General features: G+C 31.6%; 21 protein-coding genes and 1 tRNA gene. 6 read left to right on the top strand and 16 right to left on the bottom strand.

Annotated features, from left to right (window positions below; translation table 11 throughout):
- Window positions 1–58: 58 nt before the first annotated feature.
- From JOE44_RS13390 to rbfA, 5 genes are all read right to left on the bottom strand, one after another.
- Window positions 59–1,861, bottom strand: a complete 1,803-nt coding sequence (locus JOE44_RS13390) for a DUF349 domain-containing protein (RefSeq protein WP_209785970.1) — start codon at window positions 1,859–1,861, stop codon at window positions 59–61.
- Window positions 1,862–1,935: 74 nt separating this feature from the next.
- A complete protein-coding gene (locus JOE44_RS13385) occupies window positions 1,936–2,673 on the bottom strand; it encodes a shikimate dehydrogenase (RefSeq protein WP_209785969.1) in 738 nt (245 codons plus the stop codon).
- Between the two features lie 62 nt (window positions 2,674–2,735).
- Window positions 2,736–4,526, bottom strand: a complete 1,791-nt coding sequence (locus JOE44_RS13380; RefSeq protein ID WP_209785968.1) for an endonuclease — start codon at window positions 4,524–4,526, stop codon at window positions 2,736–2,738.
- 80 nt (window positions 4,527–4,606) lie between these two features.
- Window positions 4,607–5,812 (bottom strand): ABC transporter permease, encoded by a 1,206-nt coding sequence (locus tag JOE44_RS13375; protein WP_209785967.1) that lies wholly within the window; start codon window positions 5,810–5,812, stop codon window positions 4,607–4,609.
- A 3-nt stretch (window positions 5,813–5,815) separates the two neighbouring features.
- The gene (rbfA, locus tag JOE44_RS13370; RefSeq protein WP_209785966.1) at window positions 5,816–6,175 is read right to left on the bottom strand and encodes a 30S ribosome-binding factor RbfA; all 360 of its coding nucleotides are present in this window, start codon (window positions 6,173–6,175) and stop codon (window positions 5,816–5,818) included.
- Between the two features lie 93 nt (window positions 6,176–6,268).
- Between rbfA and mce the strand changes: the two genes are divergently transcribed.
- The 6 genes from mce to JOE44_RS13340 all read left to right on the top strand — a co-directional run bounded on the left by mce (window position 6,269) and on the right by JOE44_RS13340 (window position 10,845).
- Window positions 6,269–6,667 (top strand): methylmalonyl-CoA epimerase, encoded by a 399-nt coding sequence (gene mce / locus JOE44_RS13365; protein WP_105684333.1) that lies wholly within the window; start codon window positions 6,269–6,271, stop codon window positions 6,665–6,667.
- A gap of 62 nt (window positions 6,668–6,729) precedes the next feature.
- Window positions 6,730–6,803, top strand: a tRNA-Ile gene (locus JOE44_RS13360).
- A 369-nt stretch (window positions 6,804–7,172) separates the two neighbouring features.
- Window positions 7,173–7,466 carry a hypothetical protein gene (locus JOE44_RS13355; protein ID WP_348635073.1) on the top strand — a complete coding sequence of 98 codons (294 nt, stop codon included), beginning with the start codon at window positions 7,173–7,175 and terminating at the stop codon, window positions 7,464–7,466.
- A gap of 191 nt (window positions 7,467–7,657) precedes the next feature.
- Window positions 7,658–8,953 carry a DUF262 domain-containing protein gene (locus JOE44_RS13350; RefSeq protein ID WP_209785964.1) on the top strand — a complete coding sequence of 432 codons (1,296 nt, stop codon included), beginning with the start codon at window positions 7,658–7,660 and terminating at the stop codon, window positions 8,951–8,953.
- Window position 8,954: 1 nt separating this feature from the next.
- Entirely contained in the window at window positions 8,955–9,968 is a 1,014-nt protein-coding gene (locus JOE44_RS13345) for a DUF3696 domain-containing protein (protein ID WP_209785963.1), read from the top strand.
- Between the two features lie 4 nt (window positions 9,969–9,972).
- Window positions 9,973–10,845 (top strand): hypothetical protein, encoded by an 873-nt coding sequence (locus JOE44_RS13340; RefSeq protein ID WP_209785962.1) that lies wholly within the window; start codon window positions 9,973–9,975, stop codon window positions 10,843–10,845.
- A gap of 299 nt (window positions 10,846–11,144) precedes the next feature.
- Here the strand turns inward: JOE44_RS13340 and JOE44_RS13335 are convergent, their stop codons facing one another.
- From JOE44_RS13335 to JOE44_RS13285, 11 genes are all read right to left on the bottom strand, one after another.
- Window positions 11,145–12,131 carry a GLPGLI family protein gene (locus JOE44_RS13335; RefSeq protein WP_245169784.1) on the bottom strand — a complete coding sequence of 329 codons (987 nt, stop codon included), beginning with the start codon at window positions 12,129–12,131 and terminating at the stop codon, window positions 11,145–11,147.
- On the bottom strand, window positions 12,013–12,339 hold the full coding sequence (locus JOE44_RS13330; protein WP_209785960.1) for a DCC1-like thiol-disulfide oxidoreductase family protein: 327 nt from the start codon (window positions 12,337–12,339) through the stop codon (window positions 12,013–12,015). Before JOE44_RS13330 ends, JOE44_RS13335 begins: the two co-directional genes overlap by 119 nt.
- Before the next feature lie 11 nt (window positions 12,340–12,350).
- Entirely contained in the window at window positions 12,351–12,887 is a 537-nt protein-coding gene (locus JOE44_RS13325; protein WP_209785959.1) for a hypothetical protein, read from the bottom strand.
- An 18-nt stretch (window positions 12,888–12,905) separates the two neighbouring features.
- Entirely contained in the window at window positions 12,906–13,583 is a 678-nt protein-coding gene (locus JOE44_RS13320) for an ATP-binding cassette domain-containing protein (RefSeq protein WP_209785958.1), read from the bottom strand.
- Window positions 13,576–14,475, bottom strand: coding sequence for a hypothetical protein (locus tag JOE44_RS13315; RefSeq protein WP_209785957.1), 900 nt, complete (start codon window positions 14,473–14,475; stop codon window positions 13,576–13,578). The genes JOE44_RS13320 and JOE44_RS13315 overlap by 8 nt, the downstream gene beginning before the upstream one ends.
- Window positions 14,468–14,875 (bottom strand): hypothetical protein, encoded by a 408-nt coding sequence (locus tag JOE44_RS13310; RefSeq protein ID WP_209785956.1) that lies wholly within the window; start codon window positions 14,873–14,875, stop codon window positions 14,468–14,470. The genes JOE44_RS13315 and JOE44_RS13310 overlap by 8 nt, the downstream gene beginning before the upstream one ends.
- A 487-nt stretch (window positions 14,876–15,362) precedes the next feature.
- Entirely contained in the window at window positions 15,363–16,001 is a 639-nt protein-coding gene (locus tag JOE44_RS13305; protein WP_209785955.1) for a hypothetical protein, read from the bottom strand.
- A gap of 52 nt (window positions 16,002–16,053) precedes the next feature.
- Window positions 16,054–16,326 carry a hypothetical protein gene (locus JOE44_RS13300; RefSeq protein ID WP_105684325.1) on the bottom strand — a complete coding sequence of 91 codons (273 nt, stop codon included), beginning with the start codon at window positions 16,324–16,326 and terminating at the stop codon, window positions 16,054–16,056.
- 389 nt (window positions 16,327–16,715) lie between these two features.
- Entirely contained in the window at window positions 16,716–17,561 is an 846-nt protein-coding gene (locus JOE44_RS13295; RefSeq protein WP_209785954.1) for a thiopeptide-type bacteriocin biosynthesis protein, read from the bottom strand.
- A 9-nt stretch (window positions 17,562–17,570) separates the two neighbouring features.
- Complete coding sequence (locus tag JOE44_RS13290; RefSeq protein ID WP_209785953.1) at window positions 17,571–19,799, bottom strand: lantibiotic dehydratase family protein; 2,229 nt, start codon at window positions 19,797–19,799, stop codon at window positions 17,571–17,573.
- A complete protein-coding gene (locus tag JOE44_RS13285) occupies window positions 19,800–21,980 on the bottom strand; it encodes a prolyl oligopeptidase family serine peptidase (RefSeq protein ID WP_209785952.1) in 2,181 nt (726 codons plus the stop codon). It abuts the gene before it with no gap.
- Between the last annotated feature and the right edge of the window lie 4 nt (window positions 21,981–21,984).

The raw sequence follows: 21,984 nt of genomic DNA, 5'->3' as shown, positions 1-21,984 counted from the left end.
TAAAAAGAAAAAGCGAAGACAAATTGCTTTGCTCCGCCTTTATTTATTTTGTTATCTGTTATTCTCCGCTGATGATGCTGTGGAGATTTTGTTTTAATGTTTCAAGATGAGCTTTTTTCTCATCAATCGTGTTGTACGTGTCTTTTAATAGAGGATTTTCTCTTGATGGTTTGTTGAAGAAAGAAAGGTTGTTTTCCAGTTTTACGATTTCTGCCTCAAGATCAGAGATTTGATTTTTGATCTTTCTCGCTTTGTCGGTAAGCTGATTTTCAGATAAGCCTTCTTCTTTCAGTTCAAGTTCGTTGATTTTGTTTATTTTCAATTTCTCTCTTAATGTTTTGTTGAATTCAGAGTTGATTGAAATTTTATCTCTAGGAACTTTTCCAATATTATTCCATGAAGTTTTGATCTGTTCAATTTTTTCGATGCTGCCTTCTTCATTGGAAACTTCTTTAAGTTCATCCAGAAGGGCTTTTTTGTTCTTGTAGTTCTCCTTCCAGTTGTCAGTAGAGGTATTGCTTTTCTCTCTGTAGTTGTTGAAGAATGCATTACAGGCATCACGGAACTCATCCCAGATTTTATTGGTCATACTCTTAGGAACGTGACCAATTTTTTTCCAGTCTTCCTGAAGCTTTTTGAATAACGGAACAGCAATATCCCATTCCTCATTATTCATATTATCCTGTGCAGTCTGGATCAGTTTTAATTTTTCTTCAAGATTAGCTTGCTGAGAGCCTTTCAACGATTTGTAGTAGTTGTTTTTCGTTGTATTAAAACCTCTTAGTGTCGTTTTGAAATCATTCCAGTTTTGGTTGGAAAGTTTCCTTGGAACACTTCCTGTTTTTAAAAAGTCAGAGCGCAGATCTTCCACTCTTTTGATGGAATTCTGCCAGTAGTTATGGTTAGGCGTTTCTGAAGGTTCAGAAAGTTTCTTGATTTCAGCAATGATCTCGTTCTTCTTTTCAAGGTTAACGGCCTGTTCTTTTTCGATAGAAGCAGAAAGTTCAGATTTTCTTTCGTGAATTTTGTTGGAAATTTCTTTGAATTCTTCCCATGTTTTTTCACGGAATTCTTCTGCTACGGGTTCAGCTTCTTCTTTCCATAATTTATGAAGGTACTGAAGCTCATTTAAAGCTTTTTGAATTACCGGTTCGTTTTCCAGTTCTTTAGCTCTGGCTATAATATGCTCTCTTTTTTCCAGGTTGTGGCTGTATTCCTGTTCTAAAAACTCTTTGTTCAGATCCAGCATCTGATAAAATTGATTCAGGTGGTGGAAATAGTTATTGTTAAGAATTTTGAATTCAGATTTTGCAACCTGTCCGGCTTTTGACCAGTCTTCTTTAATCTCACGGATGGATTTGAAAAGATTGATTCCGGGTTCAGAGTTGGTATAAAGGTTTTTAAGTCTTTCGATAATACTTTGGCGATGGTCAAGATTTTTCTTTTGCTCTTCTTCCTGTCCTTTCTGGAAGTCTTCATGTTTTTCTCTGAAGATATTGACCAATGCAGAATACTTAGTTTGAGAAGGGTGTTCATAGCTGAAGTTTTCAGCAGGATTTCCGGCTTCTATATATTCATGTTTTTTATCCTCCACTTCATCATGGATGTAATGACTTGCTTTTTCCTTCAGTTGGTTGAATCTTTTGAAATTCTCACCAGCATTGGGAGTGTTGATGATTTTTTCCATTTCCTTTAAAGCATCAGCAAGGGAAATTTCTTCTTCATGTTCTTCCAGGTGTTCTGCTGCATCATCTTCATGTTGGTTTGCATCATGAGAAACTGCGTTTTCTGATGTGTCCTGAGATACTTCGTTAGGATTTTTCTTTTCTTCGTTTTCAGAAAGATTGTTTTCTGTAGTCATAGCAAATCTTTTATGTGAGTGGCGTTAATATCCTTTAAATATAGCTGAAAGGCCAATTAAAGCACTAATTTATGTTATTTTTTTTGAAAATTCCAAATTTCCCAAGCTTTTTCTGCTTGCTGTTCAAGCATATAATATCCATTCACGGTCTTTGCTCCTTTTTCAGAGGCATTGATGATGAATTGAGTGTAGTTGGGGTTGTAAATCAGATCAATAACCAGATGGTCTGAAGAAAGCCCGTCAAAAGGAAAGTTCAGACAGTCTTTAACATTCGGGAAAGTACCTACCGGCGTACACTGAATGATAATTTTATGCTCTGCAACAGTTTCCTGATCAAGGTTTTCAAAATTGATTTCCGTACTTCTGGAAATGGTCACAGAAGGAATATTATGTTTGTCTAATGCATATTTGACAGCCTTTGCCGCACCTCCGTTTCCTAAGATCAAAGCTTTGTCGTGTGAAGGTTTTCTGTGTAAAAGAAGCGTCTTTTCAAACCCGAAAGCATCTGTATTATAACCGGTCTTCTTACCATCCTGAATAAGAACACAGTTGACAGCGCCTATTTTCTCAGCTTCATCACTTAATTCATCAAGATAATCGATTATTTTTTCTTTGTAAGGAATGGTAACATTAAATCCTAACAGCTCCGGAAATGCAAAAAGATTTTCCACTTCATTGATTTCATTCAGATCAAAAATATCGTAGGAGAAATTCTGCAGCATGAGCTTTTGGAACTTGTTTTCGAAGAATTTTTTAGAAAAAGAATAGGAAATATTTCTTCCTATCAATCCTAATTTTTTATTGGAATCCATACATCAAAAATAAAAAAAAGACCGGATAAATCCGGCCTTTGATTTGAAATATTTTTTAATAATTAATCTACGATAAATTTAGTAGAGAAATGGTCTGCTTTCAGAATGTAAGTTCCTTTTACCAAGCCTTTAAGATTTATTTTGTTTGAATGTCTGAAAGGATTAACAATCGTTTCAATTAATTTTCCTGAAAGATCATAGATACCAGCTTTTGAAATTTTGTCAAGGTTGTCTCCTTTTACAAATAATTCATTATTTCTTACCGGGTTAGGGTAGATGGTAAATGCTGATTGAGCTTTTTGGTTTTCAGCAGTAGCTAGCGTACCGAAACATGCCCAGCTAAGGTCATCCAAAGCAACTCTGTTGGTAGTAGAAGAGTTTGTCAGCTTAATGACAACATTTCCGCTTACATTTATATTGTTAAGGGTAGTTGTCGTTGCCACATTACTGTAAGGAATAGTTCCTACATTCACATCGTTTACGAAAACATTGATATTACCAGCGGTTCCAGAGAATTTCAACTGTGTGGTTAAAGTTAAATTCTGAATTCCGCTTGAAAGGGTTGAACTTGTTAAGTTACCATTTCTGATGGTAATGGCTTTGTTGTTGATGGTCTGGTCAACTCTTGCGTCAGTTGCTGTCCAGGAGATTCCGTTGTTCGTCCAGGTTGCTGTCATGTAAGTGTTTGCTGCTCCGGTAATCATTTCAAAATCCTCCGTTCCACAGCTTCCGCCTCCGGCAGGAACGTCAAGAGTAGTTGCTGTAGCAGTTGTACTTTGTGGAGAAGAGTTTCCGAAAGCATCTTTAGCAATTACATAGAACGTATATTGAGTAAGTGGAGCTAATCCTGATACAATTGTAGATGTTGTTGTACCGGAAACCGTAGCTTTTAATGTACCATTTGCATAAACCTGGTAAGTAGTTACTCCTACATTATCCGTAGCAGCTGTCCAGCTTAGAGCGATAGAGTTTGAAGTAGGATTGTTGGCTACAAGGTTGGTTGCTGCTGTAGGAGCCTGGTTGTCAATTACCGGAGATCCCCAGATTTGAGAAACATATTCAGGATGATCAATGAAAGGGTTTCTGTTTCCCTGGTAAGTATAAGAAGCATTGTTTCTTGCAATTTCTTCTGCAGATACAGGATCCATTGCATTCCATATTAAATACTGATTGAGTGCCCAAGGCTGCAGTCCCGGGAATGGTGTATTGCCAAGCATGTCGCCGGAAGTGAAAGTGGAAAGTTTGTCTTCGTATCTTGTTACAAAATAAAGGAACATTCTGGCAATATCTCCTTTAAAAGCATCAATGGGTTCAAATACAGTACCAGAGTATCCTGCAGATACGGAGGTGCCTAATTTTGATCCGTTTTTAGAGGTAAAAGAAGTATTTCCTACGAGTCCGAAAGGGTAGTTGGATCTCATTCCGTTTACTTTTCCATCTGTAGCACGGATAAAATGAATATCAGCTACCATGGGAGAAGCACTGTTGAATAAACTCTGAGGAATAACGTGTTCTCTATTGTAACAGTCGCCTTCATTAGAGTAGCCATTAGATCCACATTGGTTGGTTCCCAGGGTGAAATTATATTGGTCCGGTCCATTTGGATTTTCAGAATAGATATCCAGAATAGTTCCGTCATTCTCATAAAAATAGTCGCGGTCAGTGGTCGCATAACCTGTCCATAAGCCACCATAGCCATTATCTATATGTCCATTGGTGATAATGTTCTTAAGAGCTGTTTTAAGAGCTGCACCTGTTAATCCTGCCGGTTGATTGTAATATCCAGCCGGAGCTTGTGCTAAAGTGCTGATAAATGTCAGACTTAATAGAAAAAAAGATAAAATTCGTTTCATTTCTTTAAAATTGGGGCGTAAAGGTACGAAAAAATGAAACCGAAGTATATTAACTTAATGTAATATATAAACTTAGAATATTAGTTTTTAGTAATATATTCTTTACTGATCTTTGAAAAGAACCATGAAATTGTGATTCCAAATAAGGACGCTGTAAGTGCTACGATAAGGTAATTTTTGCCCACAATTTTTACAGGGAATGGAAGAACTTCATTAGCTCTGAAAAACTCTGTGTAGAGCTGGAAGTAGCAAAGTGCTGTTCCAAGAATCAATCCGGTAATCACTCCGGAAATAACAATCAGGATTCCGGTGTAGAAATAAGTCATTCTTAAATGGCTTAAAGGGAATCCAAGTGATATCAATGATTTTGCCTGCTCTTTTTTATCAAGCTGAAGGATGATAATGGCTCCGGCAAGATTAAAAGTGGTAATAAAAATGACGAGTGCAAAAATCAGGTAAATAAAAAGTTTTTCCGTGTTGATCATTTTCCAGAAAGCAGCATTCTCTTCTTCCTTGGTTTTAATCTCAATATTTTTCCCAAGCGAAGAAAGCAGGCTTTGTTTTACTGCATCTGCATTTTCCGGATTTTTCAGTTTAATAACAATCTGGTAAGCCGATTTTTTTGGAAGACTAAGTAATTCCTCTGTAAGTTCAATAGGAGAGATGATATAGTTATCCAGCTGATCTTTTCCTGGGAAAACGCCTGTTACCAAAATATCTCTTTTGTTGTAGATATCTTCTTCCTTACTGATAATCCCTGTTCCCGGTTTGGGCATAAAGATCGTCGCATAATGATTGGAAGAATCCACAGGGATTGAAAGTCTGTTATCCAGACTGTTTTCCATCAATACTTCATTGGAATATCTGAAACTTGGATAAGTTCCATAGAACACCTCTTTATTAATAGGGTTTACTTTTACATAAGCGGAATCAACACCTCTTAAATAAGCAATGTCACCCTTACCATTGAAACTGATGTACACTTTTTCTTCAATAACACGGGAGAAACTTTTGATTTCTTTATTACTGCCCAAAACTTTACTGACGTTATCCAGATTTTTGATAGTTTTTCCGGAAGCACTTTTTAAAGTAAGATCAGCATGAAGATTGGAAATAAGGTCTTTGTTCAGATCTTCGAGGCCTGAAAAAACAGAAATGATGACGAACATTGCAGTCACAGCAACCGTCATGGCACCTACAGCCAGCCACGTAATGAACGTAACGGCAGTACTTCCTTTTTTAGCCAAAAGGTATCTGGATGCTATGTAAAATGCAATATTCTTCAAGATCTATAAAACAGGATTGTCGCCTTCGCCTCTTAATTCTCTTTCCAGTTTTTCAACATCATCAAGAGCGGTATCCAGGTAAAAGTTCAGTTGTGGAATGATACGTACCTGTTTTGCCATTTTCTGGCCGATAAAATTTCTGTATTGAGTCTTGTTTTCTTCAATCTCCTTCATGACAGCGGTACGGAATTCCTGCGGGAAAATGCTTAAATAAATCTTAGCAATTCCTAAGTCGGCAGTTACTTTTACATCTGAAACAGATACCAATATGCTCTGTTTGCTCTCTGCAGCCTGTTTGCGGAAAAGCTCTGCGAAGTCTTCCTGAATGATCTGTGCTACTTTTCTTTGTCTGTTACTTTCCATAATTTCTGCAAATTTAGTACTTTTGTTTGAATTGATACTTTGAAATTCAACTGCAGTATCAAATTTACGATTTAATTATATTTATTAATAGTTATGAAGCTAGAACATATTGGTATTGCTGTAAAGTCTTTAGGCATTTCTGATGAACTTTTTACGAAACTCTTAGGAAAAGAATCTTACAAAAAAGAAACTGTAGAGAGAGAAGGCGTGGTGACTTCTTTTTATGAAACCGGGGAGAGCAAAATCGAATTACTGGAAGCCAGCAATCCTGAAAGCCCGATCTCAAAATTCATCGATAAAAAGGGTGAGGGCATCCATCATCTGGCATTTGGGGTTGAAAATATCCTGGAAGAAGTAAAAAGATTAAAAAAAGAAGGATTTCAGTTTATCTCTGAAGAACCGAAAGAAGGTGCTGATAACAAATTAGTTGTATTCCTTCATCCAAAGTCTACCAACGGAGTACTGGTAGAACTTTGCCAAGAAAAGCAATAAAAAATTTTGTAGTGAAAGAAATTTTACTATTTTTGCAAACACAAAATTTAACCAAATTTTGAGGTCCTATAGCTCAGTTGGTTAGAGCACCTGACTCATAATCAGGTGGTCCCTGGTTCGAGCCCAGGTGGGACCACTACAAAAACTCAAAAAGCCCCTATTTAAGGGGTTTTTTGGTAATTATAAGTGTTTTAAGTTCGTCATATTTGTTCATGTTTCGTCAAAAAAAGTTCCCCTTTTCTCCCCTAAAATAAAAGTTGCATTTGCGTGTTTCCATAATTATCAATGTAAAATTTATTACTATCTTTAATTTATATTGGTTTTTTTGATTTAAACATTTGATTTTCAGGTGTTTAATTTTATTTTGGTATATTTTATACTATATTAGCTCAAAATTTCAATGAAAGTGATTTTATAAATCCCAAAAAAGAAATCTCATGAGTGATAAATTTTCAATAAAAGCAGTTTTACGCACTTATAAGATTCTAAAAAGGTAAAACATCCGATTTCTATTCAAGCTATTATGAATTCTAACAAGAAGAGGATTTCAATTGGAGAAAGTATAGATTTGAAAGATTGGAATAAAAAGAATGGTTTAGCAATAGGGAAAGGGGATAAAGACTTAAATTCAAAATTAATTAATGAAAGGAGTGGACTAGATAAATATCTTAGAAATGCTAATTTACCAAGAGTTCCATTAACATTCAGATTAGTTGATGATTATTTCAAAAAACTGATTACGATATGGATATATATCAAAAAATATTTTACGACACCTTTTGTCGTTTCTTCGTATTAGATTTGTAATTATAAATTAATGTAGATAGAAACTAATTATAGCTAATAATTATTTAAAAGGGTATCAAAATCCCTGCTGTGAATGTCGAGAATATATTTAATGAAGAAACGAATTAGATATTTATGATTTATTATTAAATAATAGCTAACATAGAATTACTAATTTTGGAGAATATTAAAAAACAAAATATAATGGAAGATAATAATATTGTAAATCCTATTGATGAGCAAATTATGGATTTTGAAGGGGAAGAAACATTAGATGCAAGCTCTAGTGAGGACGATATTTACCCATATAAAAATATTAATATTGCTAGAGATACTTTATCAGCATTTCAATTATATAGAAAATATAATAATAATATTATTAAGCTTGACCCAGAATTTCAAAGGGAAGGCGTATGGAATCTAAAACAAAAATCTGAATTAATTGAATCGATTATTATAGGTATTCCATTACCAATTTTGTATATAAAAGAAAATAAAGAAGGAGATTGGATTCTTATTGATGGAAGACAAAGATTGTCTACGATATTTGATTTTATGGATAATAAATTCGCACTATCTAATCTATCGATTTTAAAAGAATATAATGGATTTAAGTTTAGTGAAGAAAAAGAATCTAAAAATGATTTTGAAAATACTCATAAAGATTTCCTCAAGTCTAATATTAGAGGTAAAATAGAAGATGTAAATTTAGTTCTACATATTATAAAAGAACCTACACCTGAAAGATTGACTTATGATTTATTTGATAGGGTTAATAGAGGAGGAACTAGGCTAAATAATCAAGAGATGAGAAATGCAATATATCAAGGCAGTTGTACAAAATTTCTCAAAACTCTTAGTAAATTAGATACTTTTAGATTGGTAACTTCTAATATTCCTACCTACAGAATGAAAGATAGATATTTAATATTGAGAACACTATCTTTTTATCTTTGGCGAAAAAAAATCTCTGTTGATCATGAATCTATTAATAAAAATAAGATTGAATATCGAAGCGATTTAGAAGACTTTTTAGCAAAATCTATGAGATTTATGAATACTAAAAGCTTTGATATTTCAGATATAAAAGATGAGAAATATTCAAAAGAAGAATTGGATAGTCTGATTTTAAACGAGGATATTTTTTATAATAATCTATTTAAAAGTTTCAATAAAGCAATGGAAAATGCTTATAGTTTATTTGGTGACGATTGCTTTAGGCTTCCAAAAGATGGAAAAATTAGAAGACCAATTAACATGGCTTTATTTGAGGTGTTTGTTTACTTTTTTATTGAAATAGAAGACTGTTTCGAGAACAATAAAAATTTAGTTATTTCAGAATATAATAGGTTGAAAAACAATGAAAAATTTAAAGAAACGGGTGATGAGGATGATAATTTTGTTAGAAGCTTAACATATACTGTTGATAGTAATAAATCAGTTTATAGAAGATTTGATATAATAGATAAATCCATTGAAATAATAAAATTATTAAGTTAAAATGATTCAAAAATTAATTATAGATAACTTTAAATGTTTTGATAAAGTCGAAATTCCTTTGAAAAATATAAATATATTCTGTGGAACTAATTCTTCGGGAAAGTCTTCTGCAATTCAATCATTACTTTTAATAGACAATTGTTTATCAGAGGAAAATTCTTTAAATAGTAAGTGGTTGAATTTAGGATATTTTGAAGAAATAAGAAACTTTATAGTTCGAAGAGAAGCTATAAATATTGAGATTGAACAAAATGATATTAAATATAATCTTTGTATAGATGAGGATGGTATTTATTGCGAAAAAAATGAAACATATAAGAAGCTAAATTATATTTCAGCTAATAGGGTTGGACCTAAAGATTTTTATCACAAAATAACTTCTACTAAAAACTTCATAGGAGAAAATGCTGAATTTCTAATAGATTATCTTTATAGAAACTCTACTCGAACAATAGATTATGAACGTATGTATGATAAGCAGAGTAGTACTTTGGGGTATAATGTAAATTTATGGCTTAAAAAAATATTAAATGCTAATATTAATTTAGATAATATTATTTCTGGTAATATAATTACTGCGAACTATAATTATAGAGATAATAAACCTGTAAGGCCATATCATATTGGTGCGGGTATTAGCTATACAGTGGGAATTATTATACTTTGTTTAAGTGCTTCAAAAGATGAAACTATTGTCTTAGAGAATCCTGAAATACATTTACATCCTAAAGCTCAATCCGAATTGGCTGCCTTTTTATGTTTTGTAGCTAGTAAAGGAGTGCAACTTATTATTGAAACTCATTCTGATCATATATTTAATGGAGTTAGAAAATCTATTAATAAGAAAGAAATTTCCAAAGAATTAGCTGAAATTCATTTTTTTGAATTAGATGAAAATAATATATCAACTAATAATGCTATTTGTTTAAATGAAGAAGGAAGAATATTAGACATGAAGAAGGGATTATTTGACCAATTTGATAATGATTTGGATGAACTTTTAAATCTGAGGTAATTATATGGAAGTTTTGTTAAATGAACTATCTATTCATAATCAATTTACGTCCTTTGAAGATTTTAGGAATACGGCTTTATTAGAAATAATAAAATTTCTTAATTTGCATAAAGAGGGCTGTATTTCTTTATCTAAAAAGTCAGATATTTATTCTCGAGAAGTTTATAGAGCTAATACATTACATGAAATAATGACTTCGGGAGATATGGGTAGAACTGATGAAATGAGAAAGCTTAAAAGTCAGTTATTTAATATTTTTGATGATCCTTATTGGGATTCTAATAGTTTGTGTGATAGTAAGGCGAAGTATTTATGCGGAAAACTAATTGTAAACAATTCTGCATTAGCAGAATGTTACGAAAGGAAATCTAGTTTAATTTCTATTTCTCCATCAGATTATCTTAAACCTTTAATCGAAGTAATAAAAGATAAAAATCCTCCCCAAGACTTATTAAACTTTATAAACGTAAAAGATTTGATTCTTGATTTATATACAAATAATCAGATAAGTTTTGAATCGTTCTGTAAAAATTATTATCCAGCAACAAAACTTAATTTTACGAAACTTAATTCTAATGATAGCTTTGATTTGATAACGGATAATAGAGATGAGGTTCAATTCCAAAATAGTTTTGATATGTTCTCAGAAGCAAGTTGGACTGATATTTTAAAGCAAGGAGGAAAAGGAGATGGAAAGGTAGGTCTTGCTTATGAGAAGTATCATGATCAAGATTATTTTATTAAGAAATATTCTCTAGCATCTGATGAGGTAGTTTACAAGTTTAGAGTTACTCAAAAATATAGAGCTTTTGGATATAGGAAAAAGGATATTTTTTATTTATTAGAATTTGATTTAACACATAAATTAAGTGATTAACTATCTTTGAAATAAAGATTGAAAAGTTCCCTATTTTTCTCCTTTAAATTTCATGAATTGCTAAACCCATTAAATAATAGAAAAATAAGATATTAGTTCGAGCCCAGGTGGGACCACAATAAAATCAAGCACTTACAGAAATGTGAGTGCTTTTTTTATTTGTTAACTGCAACAATGCTGAACTCTTTTTTCATTTTTCAAGTTTGAAATGTGGAACAATTTTGAATTTGTAGTTTCCGAAATAATAAGACAAAAAAAACAGGACAATACTGCCCTGCCTATACTTTTAATTAAATACTTTATTCTCTTTCAATAGGATTATTGTTAAGCTTATAAGATTCTTTTATTTCTTTCCCTTGCTTCTCAATAAAGTCTTTTACCTTCATGTCTGTTCCAGGCATTGTCATACCTAATAATTGAGGGGTTAGCTCACTTCTCATGGCAGCTAAAGGATCTTGTTTGTAATTTTCGAATGTTTTTGTGAATCTTCCTTTTTCTACGATCTTCACATTACCACTGGTAAATTTTTTAACCAGTGAATCTTCACTGCTATCTTTAGCTTTTCTATTTCCTTTTAAGGTAAATGAATAATGTTGTTGATCGTCTTCTATTTTTACAATTAATCCAGGTAAACCATTAAATTTATAGGGACCGTCATTAAAAGGGAGATCCTTACAAAACCAGGCAGTCCATTTTCTTCCTGCAAAATTTAATGTTGCTTTCTGGGCATTATATTCACCGATTTTTTGTGTTTCTTTCTGAATTTTCCAATCAAAATTTAATTTTTCCTGATAGCCAAATGTAATAGGAGTCAATCCGTTCATAATATCTTCAGTATATTGAACTTCCATATCAGGATGTTTTTTTGTTACAGAATAGGTAAACCGAACATTGGGAAGAGCTGTTTGATTTTCATAGATACCTGTTTTTTGCATTTTTTTAAATACTTCGTTGGAGATCGAATCTGAAACAATTAATTGATAATCTTTAAAGATTGATTGATCTTTTTTAATATCCAAAACCATCATCGCTGTTTCATTTCTTAAAGAATCTTTTTTAGGTTTATATTGTACTTCATAAAAAAAGCGATTTATTTCCTGGGCTTTGGTTTTGATCGTTATTAAGAAAAATAATGGTAGTATTAATAAGTATTTCATAGGGTAATTTTTAAAAATAGTATCTGTATTTTGCAAAAATTTTATAACAAAAATCTGTAAAAAAAGTAGGCAAAAAAGAGAAAAAAGAAATAAACCTCCAGGGAGAAGTAAAGTTGGCCAATATTTCAAATATTGCCTTTGATCTTACCCAAACTTCATTGTTATTGACATAATATATGGTTTGAAGATCTATAAATTTTATTCCTTTATCACGAAGAATTTTTCTTGCCTCTTTGCTTCTTACGGACGTGATTTCCAGTGTTTCAATGTTTGATTGGCTCCATTTTGAAAACCGGGTGCAAAACTTACATTCAGAATCATAAATAATAACTTTCATTTTGTGAAATTTTAATTCGGTTGTAAGTCCGAATGATTTTTTATGTTTTTATATTGTGATAAAATGAATAGCGAAGAAAATGATCCTGCCAACAGACCTGTAAATATCATCACGCCACTTTGGAGAATAAATGGAATTCTTTTCATGTAATCAATATTTTTTGAGGTTACCGCATATTGTCTGGATATAATCTGCAATGTTTCCGCATATTTTAAAGACAGCGTTTTATCAACTAAAGCATAGACGAAAACATCAATTAAAAAAATCATAATGCTGCTTAGGATAAACGTACAAATGATATAATAAAAATTTGCGATATGATTTATTTCTTCTACACTCTTATATTTCTTTAAGGATAGAAACAAAATAATGGCGGCTATTATAAAAGCAATAAGCAATGAAAAAACAGGGAAAAAGGCAACGGCCGTCATACTGAAATTATCATAAGAAAGAGCGTATGCAAGGCCATAAATACATCCTGTAAAGGATAAAGCGATCACTATTGAAGTAATAAAAATATACTCCAATGAAATAAGATTATTGTCCATAGAAATTAGTTTTAAATGCTAAATGTTTGTGTAAGAGACCCAATCTTTCTGAATATCTTCTGTAAGATGTGTCCTTATTAAATGGTATTCTTCTGAAAGATAAATTTTAACGAATTTTCCATTTTGTAAATGACCGATATAATCACAGCAATGGGTAAGAGTTTCCATGATGTGAGAACTTATTAAAACGATCTTATTCCTTTTTTTTAATTCATCAATAATAAAATAGAATTTTTCGACACTGTCAAAATCAAGCCCGTTAAATGGTTCATCAAATAAATATACTGGCCTGTCAATTAAAATATTACAAAGGATTGCAAGTTTCTTTTTTGTTCCTAATGAAAGCTTTTCAACAATAGCATCTGTGGGAATATTAAAGAAATTTGTCAGTTTTTTCATTTTTTCATCCTCGTTTTCATTGATAAACAGACTTAAAATATCGTTAACTGATAGGTAAGGATAAAAATAATTTTCAGATTCCAGATAAGAAATATCTCTTTTACTTATAGGTTGATTTTGTAGTAATATCTGCCCATTGTATTTTGTATTTTGAAAAATAGATTCAAATAAAGTTGTTTTTCCTGCACCATTTCTTCCTAGAACCCCAAATATGCACCCTTCATTTATTTCTAAATTAAGGTTATCTATAACTTCTTTGGCGTTATACTTCACTGTAATATTTTGTATCCTAAACATATTGAGCAATTTTCTTTAAGGCTGATTTTCTATTATTTATTATATAAATTATTGCTGGAATTATCAACCCAATAATAAGGGCAAATTTGAAAAAGTCTGCATCATTGACATGGGTTGTCTTTATTTTTTCATTATAACTTATATACTTATGAATAACAATGATATAATTTGAAAGTAAAAGATAAAGACTGAAATAAATTATATATTCTCTTTGTAAAGGATTTAAAAATGCAAAGGTGATGATTGCCGGAATTGAAATCATCCAGCAAATCAAAAAAGAAGACATGATTTTTTTTTCTAATCTCAATTTTGAAAACTGCAGAATGAGAATTTCTTTATTTTCCTGGAGTGAATATACATGCAGGAGAATGTGCAGCCAACATAATCCTAATATTAGTAAAGTTGCCGGATGATATCCTAAGAAAGCAGAAAGTAATCCAAAAGAAAAGAAAATTACAATATTCTTTCGGATGTAAGCTTTCCATTCTAATAAGGCATTTGGAATTTTATTGATAAATTTTGGATTTGCAACATATTTTTTAAACTTTAATAAGGGCAAAATGAAGCATAAAAAAACATTTCCCAAAAAGACAAAGTTGCTTTCTTTAAAAATGAAAAATAAATTTATGAATGTCCAAATTATACAATATTCTAATGCAAGGCTTATATAAAATTGCTTTCCTAAAATATTCTTTAAAAAATTAATATCCTTTCGCGTAAAATGAATGATAAATAAAACAGTTGATGAAATTAATGCATAATAACTAGTGTTATTTGTTTTAAAAAAGACCAAAAACAAAAGTATTATACTTACTAAAAGACCAATATCCATACTTTGGTTTGAAGCTTTAAGTAATAATTTTAATCTCAGTTTCAGATATCTTTTAAGCATATTCTTTACTAAATATTTTTCTTTTGAATAGCAATGCAATTTTTTGAAAATAGACTCCTGCTTTTTTCCATTCCTCATCACTTATGAAAAAACCGTAACACATCATAAATAGAATCTCAAAATCATGAATCATCATAAAAATATAAATTCCCAGATGGATCAGTATTCCAAGAGCGAATACAACATATTTTCCGGTTTTATGCCAGGCAAGAAAAGGAAATGCTAACTCCCAAATTAACGTAATATAGGTGGAAAGCGTCACAAAAATTCCATTTTTTGCTAAGATGTTATTCATTTCTGTTCCTTTAAATCTTTCTAATTGCAGAGTATAATAAGTGGCAACACCACTGAACCACACTTTAGCATTGAATTTGAATATGGCAGAAACGAAATAAATCAAAGATAAATGAATTTTTATAGATAAAACCGATATTTGATTGACAAAATAGCTGATACTGTCTTTTTTTTGCTCGGTACTGTTATTCAAGGTAAAATATCTGTAACAATCTGTAAAAATCATGTATAGTAAAAGAAACTTCAGCAAGTTATCACCACCATTTAATATAAAAGGATAGGCTCTTTGAACTATTTCCACAGAGATATATAACAATAATGGAGTGATATACCTGAAAATTCCAAAGGCAAATAAAATACTTAGCAACAATATGACACTAAGAATAATATTAATGTTTTGAAAAATAGTAGACTGATGAATACTAAATAGCTGAAATATCTGATTCACCGGAGCTGCTTTCAGAAATGTAGCATCAGTGATTAAATCCTTATTAAAAAATAGTTGTAAGTATTTTTTAAACACATGTATTGATATCAATATCCTGAAAACAGAAAGGTATATATAGTGATTTGAATGGAATAGTTTTTTCATTTTAAAAAGGATATGGATTGAATGCAATTACTTTAGATTCTACATTGGGCTTTTTACTTTCTCTATTGGCAAACTTTTTAATTTCTTCAGAATTTATGTTTATGGTTACATATTTTACTGACTTTAATTTCTCTACGGACATTTTATCTTTTCCAACAATCTTTGCATAGTCTTTCAATAAAAGAAAACCTTGAACATGTTCAGGGACTTTATTGAGTCTTTCTACTGCAAGAAGATTTGCATTGTGAAGATCTAATCCGGGCTGTTCGGTGTTTATTTCAGTTCTTTCTTTCACGATTGTATTCACAATACCTTCAATAGATCCATAAATTGTATAATCTACCATTTCGGCTCTACCATTAAATGGCCTTGTATTTCGTTTTGATTCTATAATTGAAGAATAAACTTCGAAAGCGGCAATTTCATTTTTATTTTCATCCAGATAAGTAAAATAAAGCTTGTAGTTAAATTGCGGTGGAGGAGCAAAAAAACTCCACTTTTGAGCAAAAAAGGTAGAAAATATTTTCATCTCTTTTTGGTACTCAATTTTTATAAAATTATTGGGTGAATTATATAAAAATGTAAAAAGCCAATAAATTGATACACAAGTAACTATAAGTATTTTAATTGCTTTTTTCATAATTATTGGGAAAAAAAATGGCTCATTGTACTAATGAGCCATTAAATCATTATTAGTCTAAGTTCTGAGTGCTTGCTGAAACCTCATCTGTTGCATGTAGACCATCTACTATAGCTGAAACAACCATTACTGCAAGAAGAACGGTACCGGCAACAGCAGATACACTTGAACCTGGAGGAAGTGCCTGGCGTGATGTGTTAGAAGACTGTACTTGGTCACCATAAGCGATACCTTGTGCTTTAACTACATTAGGCACTAAGAAATTTAATGCAAATACGAATGCCATTCCACCTGCGAAAACTGAGTTTCTGATTTTTTTGTTCATGATAAATTTTGTTTTTTTTTGATAATTAATTTTGCCATATAATCCCTGGCATGGGCGTTTTGCTGATCAGCGTTATTTCATTTTTATATTGCGCAGATATTAAAATAAAAAGGTTAAGATTATTTGTTGTTCTAACCAAGGCAAAGATGCGTGTGTTTTTTTGGGGACACAAGAAAAGGATAGCGGGATTTATAAATTTTGGGTGAATATCCTTATGGATTTATAAATTTAGATAAGGGATTTTTAGAATTTAAGTAGTTGTTTATTAGTTTTTTATATTGGATAAAATATCCTGTATAAAAACTTATGAGAAACTCATGTAAAGTTTCTTTGGGGAAGGGAAATAATATCAGAAAATAGAAGTAGAAGCGGTGATTTTGAAAAATTTTTTATAAAGATGATTGATAGGCCATCGTTTTATAATATCTCAGTAGGTAATCATAAATCACCATTTCAAATAATCTCTGTTGAGAAACAAATAATCTATTAATATTCATATGAAAAATGCTCTGAAATAAAATTTGCAGAGACATTTCTAAAGAGTGGTTGTTCTGTTTATGAAGAATACTTTGCAGCGCTGAGTGTTTTTCTTCAATATTATAAATAATAGCGTTTCTTTCTTCCAAAAACTCTTCGGAATTAATAAAGTGTACAAATGTAGGTTTAAACTCTCGGTATTTTTTGTCTAGCTGGCTATTGAGTCTTTTATCTGCATTAAATTCTTGTTTAAAAGTAGTATTATAATGTTTGATCCACTCCAGTTTTTTTTGAATGGGAAGGTTCAGTTTATTCAACATCTCATCAATGTAAAACAAGCTAACCATGATCTTTTCTTCATCACTATAATGCAGACATTTCAGCGTAAACTCACTGTTTTTGTGAAAGAGTGTTTCCACTTCTTCCATTGTATTTTTTCCGTACCTTTCCATTTCCCGGTTATAGGTATCGGTCATAATGGTAAAGATCTCTCCGCTGTCTATATAAAGCTGAAAAAGTCTATGGGCTGCAGTAAGAATTTCATTGTAATATTGGGGATCATTTAATTTTAATCTTATCCTCAAATGGGATCTGGGATCATAATACCGTATGAAAAACCACTCGGATATATAGCCGTTTGTCTGAAAAAATTCTATTAAAGGCTGTATCACTTCTTCAAGGATACTATCAGAAGTTTTTATACCTGTGTATATTTTCAGGTATAACCAATCGCTTCCAGGGATAAAAGTTCGTTGCATTGTTAAATCTTACTTATTTTTATCTTTAATCGCTTTATACATTGGAAAAATAAACTCTCGTCTAAAATGATCATTTTCATCATATAAAAATTCTTCTATAATGATTGATTTTTCACTTTTAACGGTTTGAATAAAAAGCTTTGCCATGTCATAATTTTCGAGAGTCATGGTTAAAGTATTATCGAATTTAGACCATTGAATCCAGTTTGGAATTTTTCTTTTATTTCTCCAGCTTTTTATTTCTTCTAAAAAATCTTTTTTGTTACCCTTTAGCTGATCTAACAAAAAAATATCTTTTTCTGTAATCTTCCATCGTGCTTTTGAAAGAATAATATTATGGTATTCTATCCTTGGCAAAAATGTATAAATATATTCTAAATCACCCCAGTTAAAATAAAGCCCAGGTCTCATATACTGTGCATGCAAGTCGGATAGGAAATGATAAACAGGTAATGTATTTGTATAATAATTATGAGCGTTTGTCAGATAAGGGATAATCCTCTTATTTAGTTTTTTTGAACGTAAAATAATCTCATCATTCTTTAAAGAAATATAAAGATCTTCTGTTGAAATCTGGTTTTCTGCGGGCAATAGAGATTGAGCTAAATAAGGAATCTCATACGCTCTCAAAGTAGGCCTCCGTATTATATTTCCTATTCTTGCTTCCGGTAAATGGATGATTTCGGCCAGGATCTCATCAGGTCTGAGTTCTTCTTCTTTTTGAGCAATATTTTTGAGGAGATTCTGTACTTCCGATTTTTCGGAACAAAATCGCCCTAACAGGGTACCGGCACTACTTCCTGTACTTGCATTTAAAAATATTTTTTCCTGATGATTTTCAGAAATAATTTCAGCCATGATAGATGTTGTATCAGGCATATCATCCCAGTTTTCTTCAAAACCTTCAAAATCCGCATCTGTTAGTTTGATACTGTATTGACTGTCTAATAAAGCTTCCTGTAATTTCTTATTAAGTATGATCTGAACCGGAGTAAACTCAATTTTTTTGTTTTGTTTTTCCTGCAGAGTAGGAAGTGCCAAATCTTCTATATAAGGATGGATACCCTTTGAAGATACATTTTGCTTATATCCAATACCTATTTCAGTGTCCAAGACATAGAGTAGGGGCATTTCCTGAGTATCAAACTTTTCGGTAAAAGCTTTTTTAAATTTTGAAAATTGAGTTTCTTTTTGTTCTACAGTAATCTTATTCAGAAAACTTATTCCTTTTTTTATTTCCTTTTTCCAACTTGTTGATAAGTAAAAACAAGATTTATTATAGAGATCCGTTTGAAAGAGATATTTTTGTTCATAATCCATTGTAAGGGATTGTACTATCTCTCTGATTTCATCATATAATTTAGTTGGATTCCCAATATTTAAATCCAGTTTCTCCAGCTTATTTTTTAAGGAAACCAACATTTCAGTTTCGTTTTTTATTCCTAATCTGTTGAGAACAGTAATGATGGCGTTTAAAAAATCGGTTCCTGATACATTGGGTTCCAGTTCACTTACCAGAACCTGATTTTCAATTAATTCTTCTACAAATTCTCTTGCATCATTTTCTGTTATCTCTTCATTAATAAGGATATGCGAAATCTCGCTAATGGTTTTACCTCGTTCTGAAAAATTTATTATTTGCTGTAATTCTGCAGATATTGGCGCAGAGGAAATAATGTATTCTCTTTTTCCTCCTGTATATTGATATTCTATATAACGGATTTTGTGGCCTATTTTATAGATCGTGTTATTAGGTGAAAATAAAAGCTTGTTCTTTACAACTGGTAGCTGTGTAAAATATTGTGCCAGAGAAACAAGTAAATGCATATCCAATTTGGTATCCCGTAATAATTGGTCTGCTGGTAGCTGATTTCCTGTTTTGTGGTTGGAAAAGTTGGATGCTTCTACAGAAAATTCACCTAACCCTATTCCAGAAAATAAGCCGAATGGGGTACAACGTGTACTCATTCGGCTATAATATTTTAGTAGGGTATTTTTTAGCTTGTGATGTTCTTTGGGTGAAAATTGTTTTTCTGAGTTCAGCCATTTCTCAAACTCCTCATATAAATTGAAGGAAGCAAGATAAATAGACTCCTTAAAAACAGGATTATTAACAATCTCTTTTAATTTCGCATCTGAAATTTCATCTTGATTGAGCTGTTCCTGAAAGCTCTTTCGTGAGAATAACGGGGTACGTACTACATACTCACTAAAAAAATCATAAGGGAAACGTGACATTTATTTTCTTGTATGTTCTTTGGGTTGGTAGTCAGGATGTCCTAATTGCCAGAATGCAAAAGTGAATATATCATCAATGTTGGTATATCGTTGATCCACTGCAACATTATTTCCATGACCTCCTTCAAAATCTATTTTTAATAATTGAGGATTTGAAGAAATATCATTAAACATTAATTTAGCAGCATATTTTACGGGCTCCCAGACAATAACTCGTTGATCATTTATTCCTCCGGTTATAAAGGTCGCAGGATATTTTTCTCCTTTTTTAATATGATGATAAGCATCCATTTCCAGTAAATTTTTAAACTCTTTTGGATCCTTAACCGTTCCAAATTCTTTAGGCTGGCCATTAGGAGTTATTTCATCTCTTAGCGGATTCATTACTCCTACTTCAGCAATAACTACTTTAAAAAGATCTGGTCTCTCTGTCATGGCTCTTCCTACAGTAATTCCTCCTGCACTGGCACCCCAAATCGCTACTTTTTCCTTTGAAGTATATTTTTCTTTTATCAGATATTCTGTACAGTCTATCAAATCCCTCCATGTATTAGGTTTGGTCTCTTTATATCCTCCTAAACGCCACTCTTCTCCTTTTTCTCCTCCGCCTCTGACGTGAGCTATGGCAACCATTCCGCCCTGAAGAACCCATAATAAATAAGTCTTTGAAAAATAGGGGTTGTTAGAAATTCCATAAGAACCGTAACTATCAATGAGGGTCATATTCTTACTATCTTTTTTTATATTTTTATTATAGAGTAAGGATACAGGGATTTCTTTCCCATCTCTTGATTTTACAACAATTTCACTCACAACAATATCCTTGAACTCAGGATAATTTGCAACGGGTGCAAGATTTTCTGGTGTAAAAGTATTGGTTTTTAGATCATATTTAAATGTTTGTTCCTCATTTGCCCAGCCAGAGCAAGTGATCCAAATATCAGAATAGCTTTCGCTTTTAGATCTTAAATTAATGTCTCCGGAAGGATAGGGAATCTCAATAGCATGATTTTGCCCGTTTTTATGTAAATATAGCTTGGCTTCCACACCGTTTTTTGTAGTGGTATAGTAAATGCCATCTTTTGTAATTCTGTAACTTTTAATAATCTCATCCTTTTTTTCAGGAATCAAAACTTCACCATTCTTAAAGTCTGGATTGATAACACTGGTTTTACATAACTTATTAAGAGATGTATTATAACCTGATATAAAAAATATTTTATCTTTTTGAAAATCTAAACTCTTTACTTTGTCGTCCGGATTGGAAAATAATTTCCAATTTTTTTTACCTGATAATAAATCCTGCTTACTGATGATAAATGTTTTTCTGTAAGATTGGAAATCAACTAACATTCCGATATAATATTGATCCTCGATGTTATAGTCTAAAATTATGGGAAACTGATCTTCGGTAATATGCAAATCTGGATTATTCTTAGCCGAAAAAACGTCTATAGAAGTATTGGGATCAGTTCCTATTTTATAGAAGACCGTTTTCGTATTTTTATAAAAATTCTGAGATGTTGGGTCGGTTGTAGAAAATTCTACATAGATAAATCCGGTATTGTCATCCGTCCATTTTATTCCATCGAAAGTGGCAGGTGCGGAGTTGGTAATGATTTCAGGATGAACGTATTTGGTTTTTACATCCATAATGATTACTTCTGATACTTCTTTTCCCTTTTCAGACATTGAAACTGCTATTTTACTAGCGTCCCAGCTTGGGCTGATGTAATTGATAACAAAAGAGTGGTTTCCATCTTTCTCTTTATAGATCACAGGATCATATAGTAATATTTCTTTACCTAAAAAACCATCCCGATAGTATAGTTTAGCGATCTTTTCATCACCATTTTTCTTTAAATAAAAATATTTGTCATTATTGGTAATTTTCAAATCCGATATAGAGTAGCCCTGCCTTCTGTCAAATTCCAGCCTTTTTTCCAGATAATAGTTTTTTTTGGGAATTTGATTTAATATAGAATTTGTATAATTTGTTTGGGATTGCATCCAATTTGTAGTAGAGGGGTTTTGAAGATCCTCTAGATTTCTATATTCATCTATTATTTTAGTTCCAAAATAATTTTCTGTAATAGGTTTTGAAGGTGCTGCATTAGTTTTTTGAGCATATAAAGGAAGTACAAAAAAGATTGCAATAATGACAAATATTAATTTTTTCATATTT

It is taken from the genome of Chryseobacterium sp. PvR013, assembly GCF_017833095.1.
GTDB lineage: Bacteria > Bacteroidota > Bacteroidia > Flavobacteriales > Weeksellaceae > Chryseobacterium > Chryseobacterium culicis_A.
Note: the sequence above shows the minus strand (reverse complement) of the source record. Positions and strands in the feature narration are given on the sequence as shown.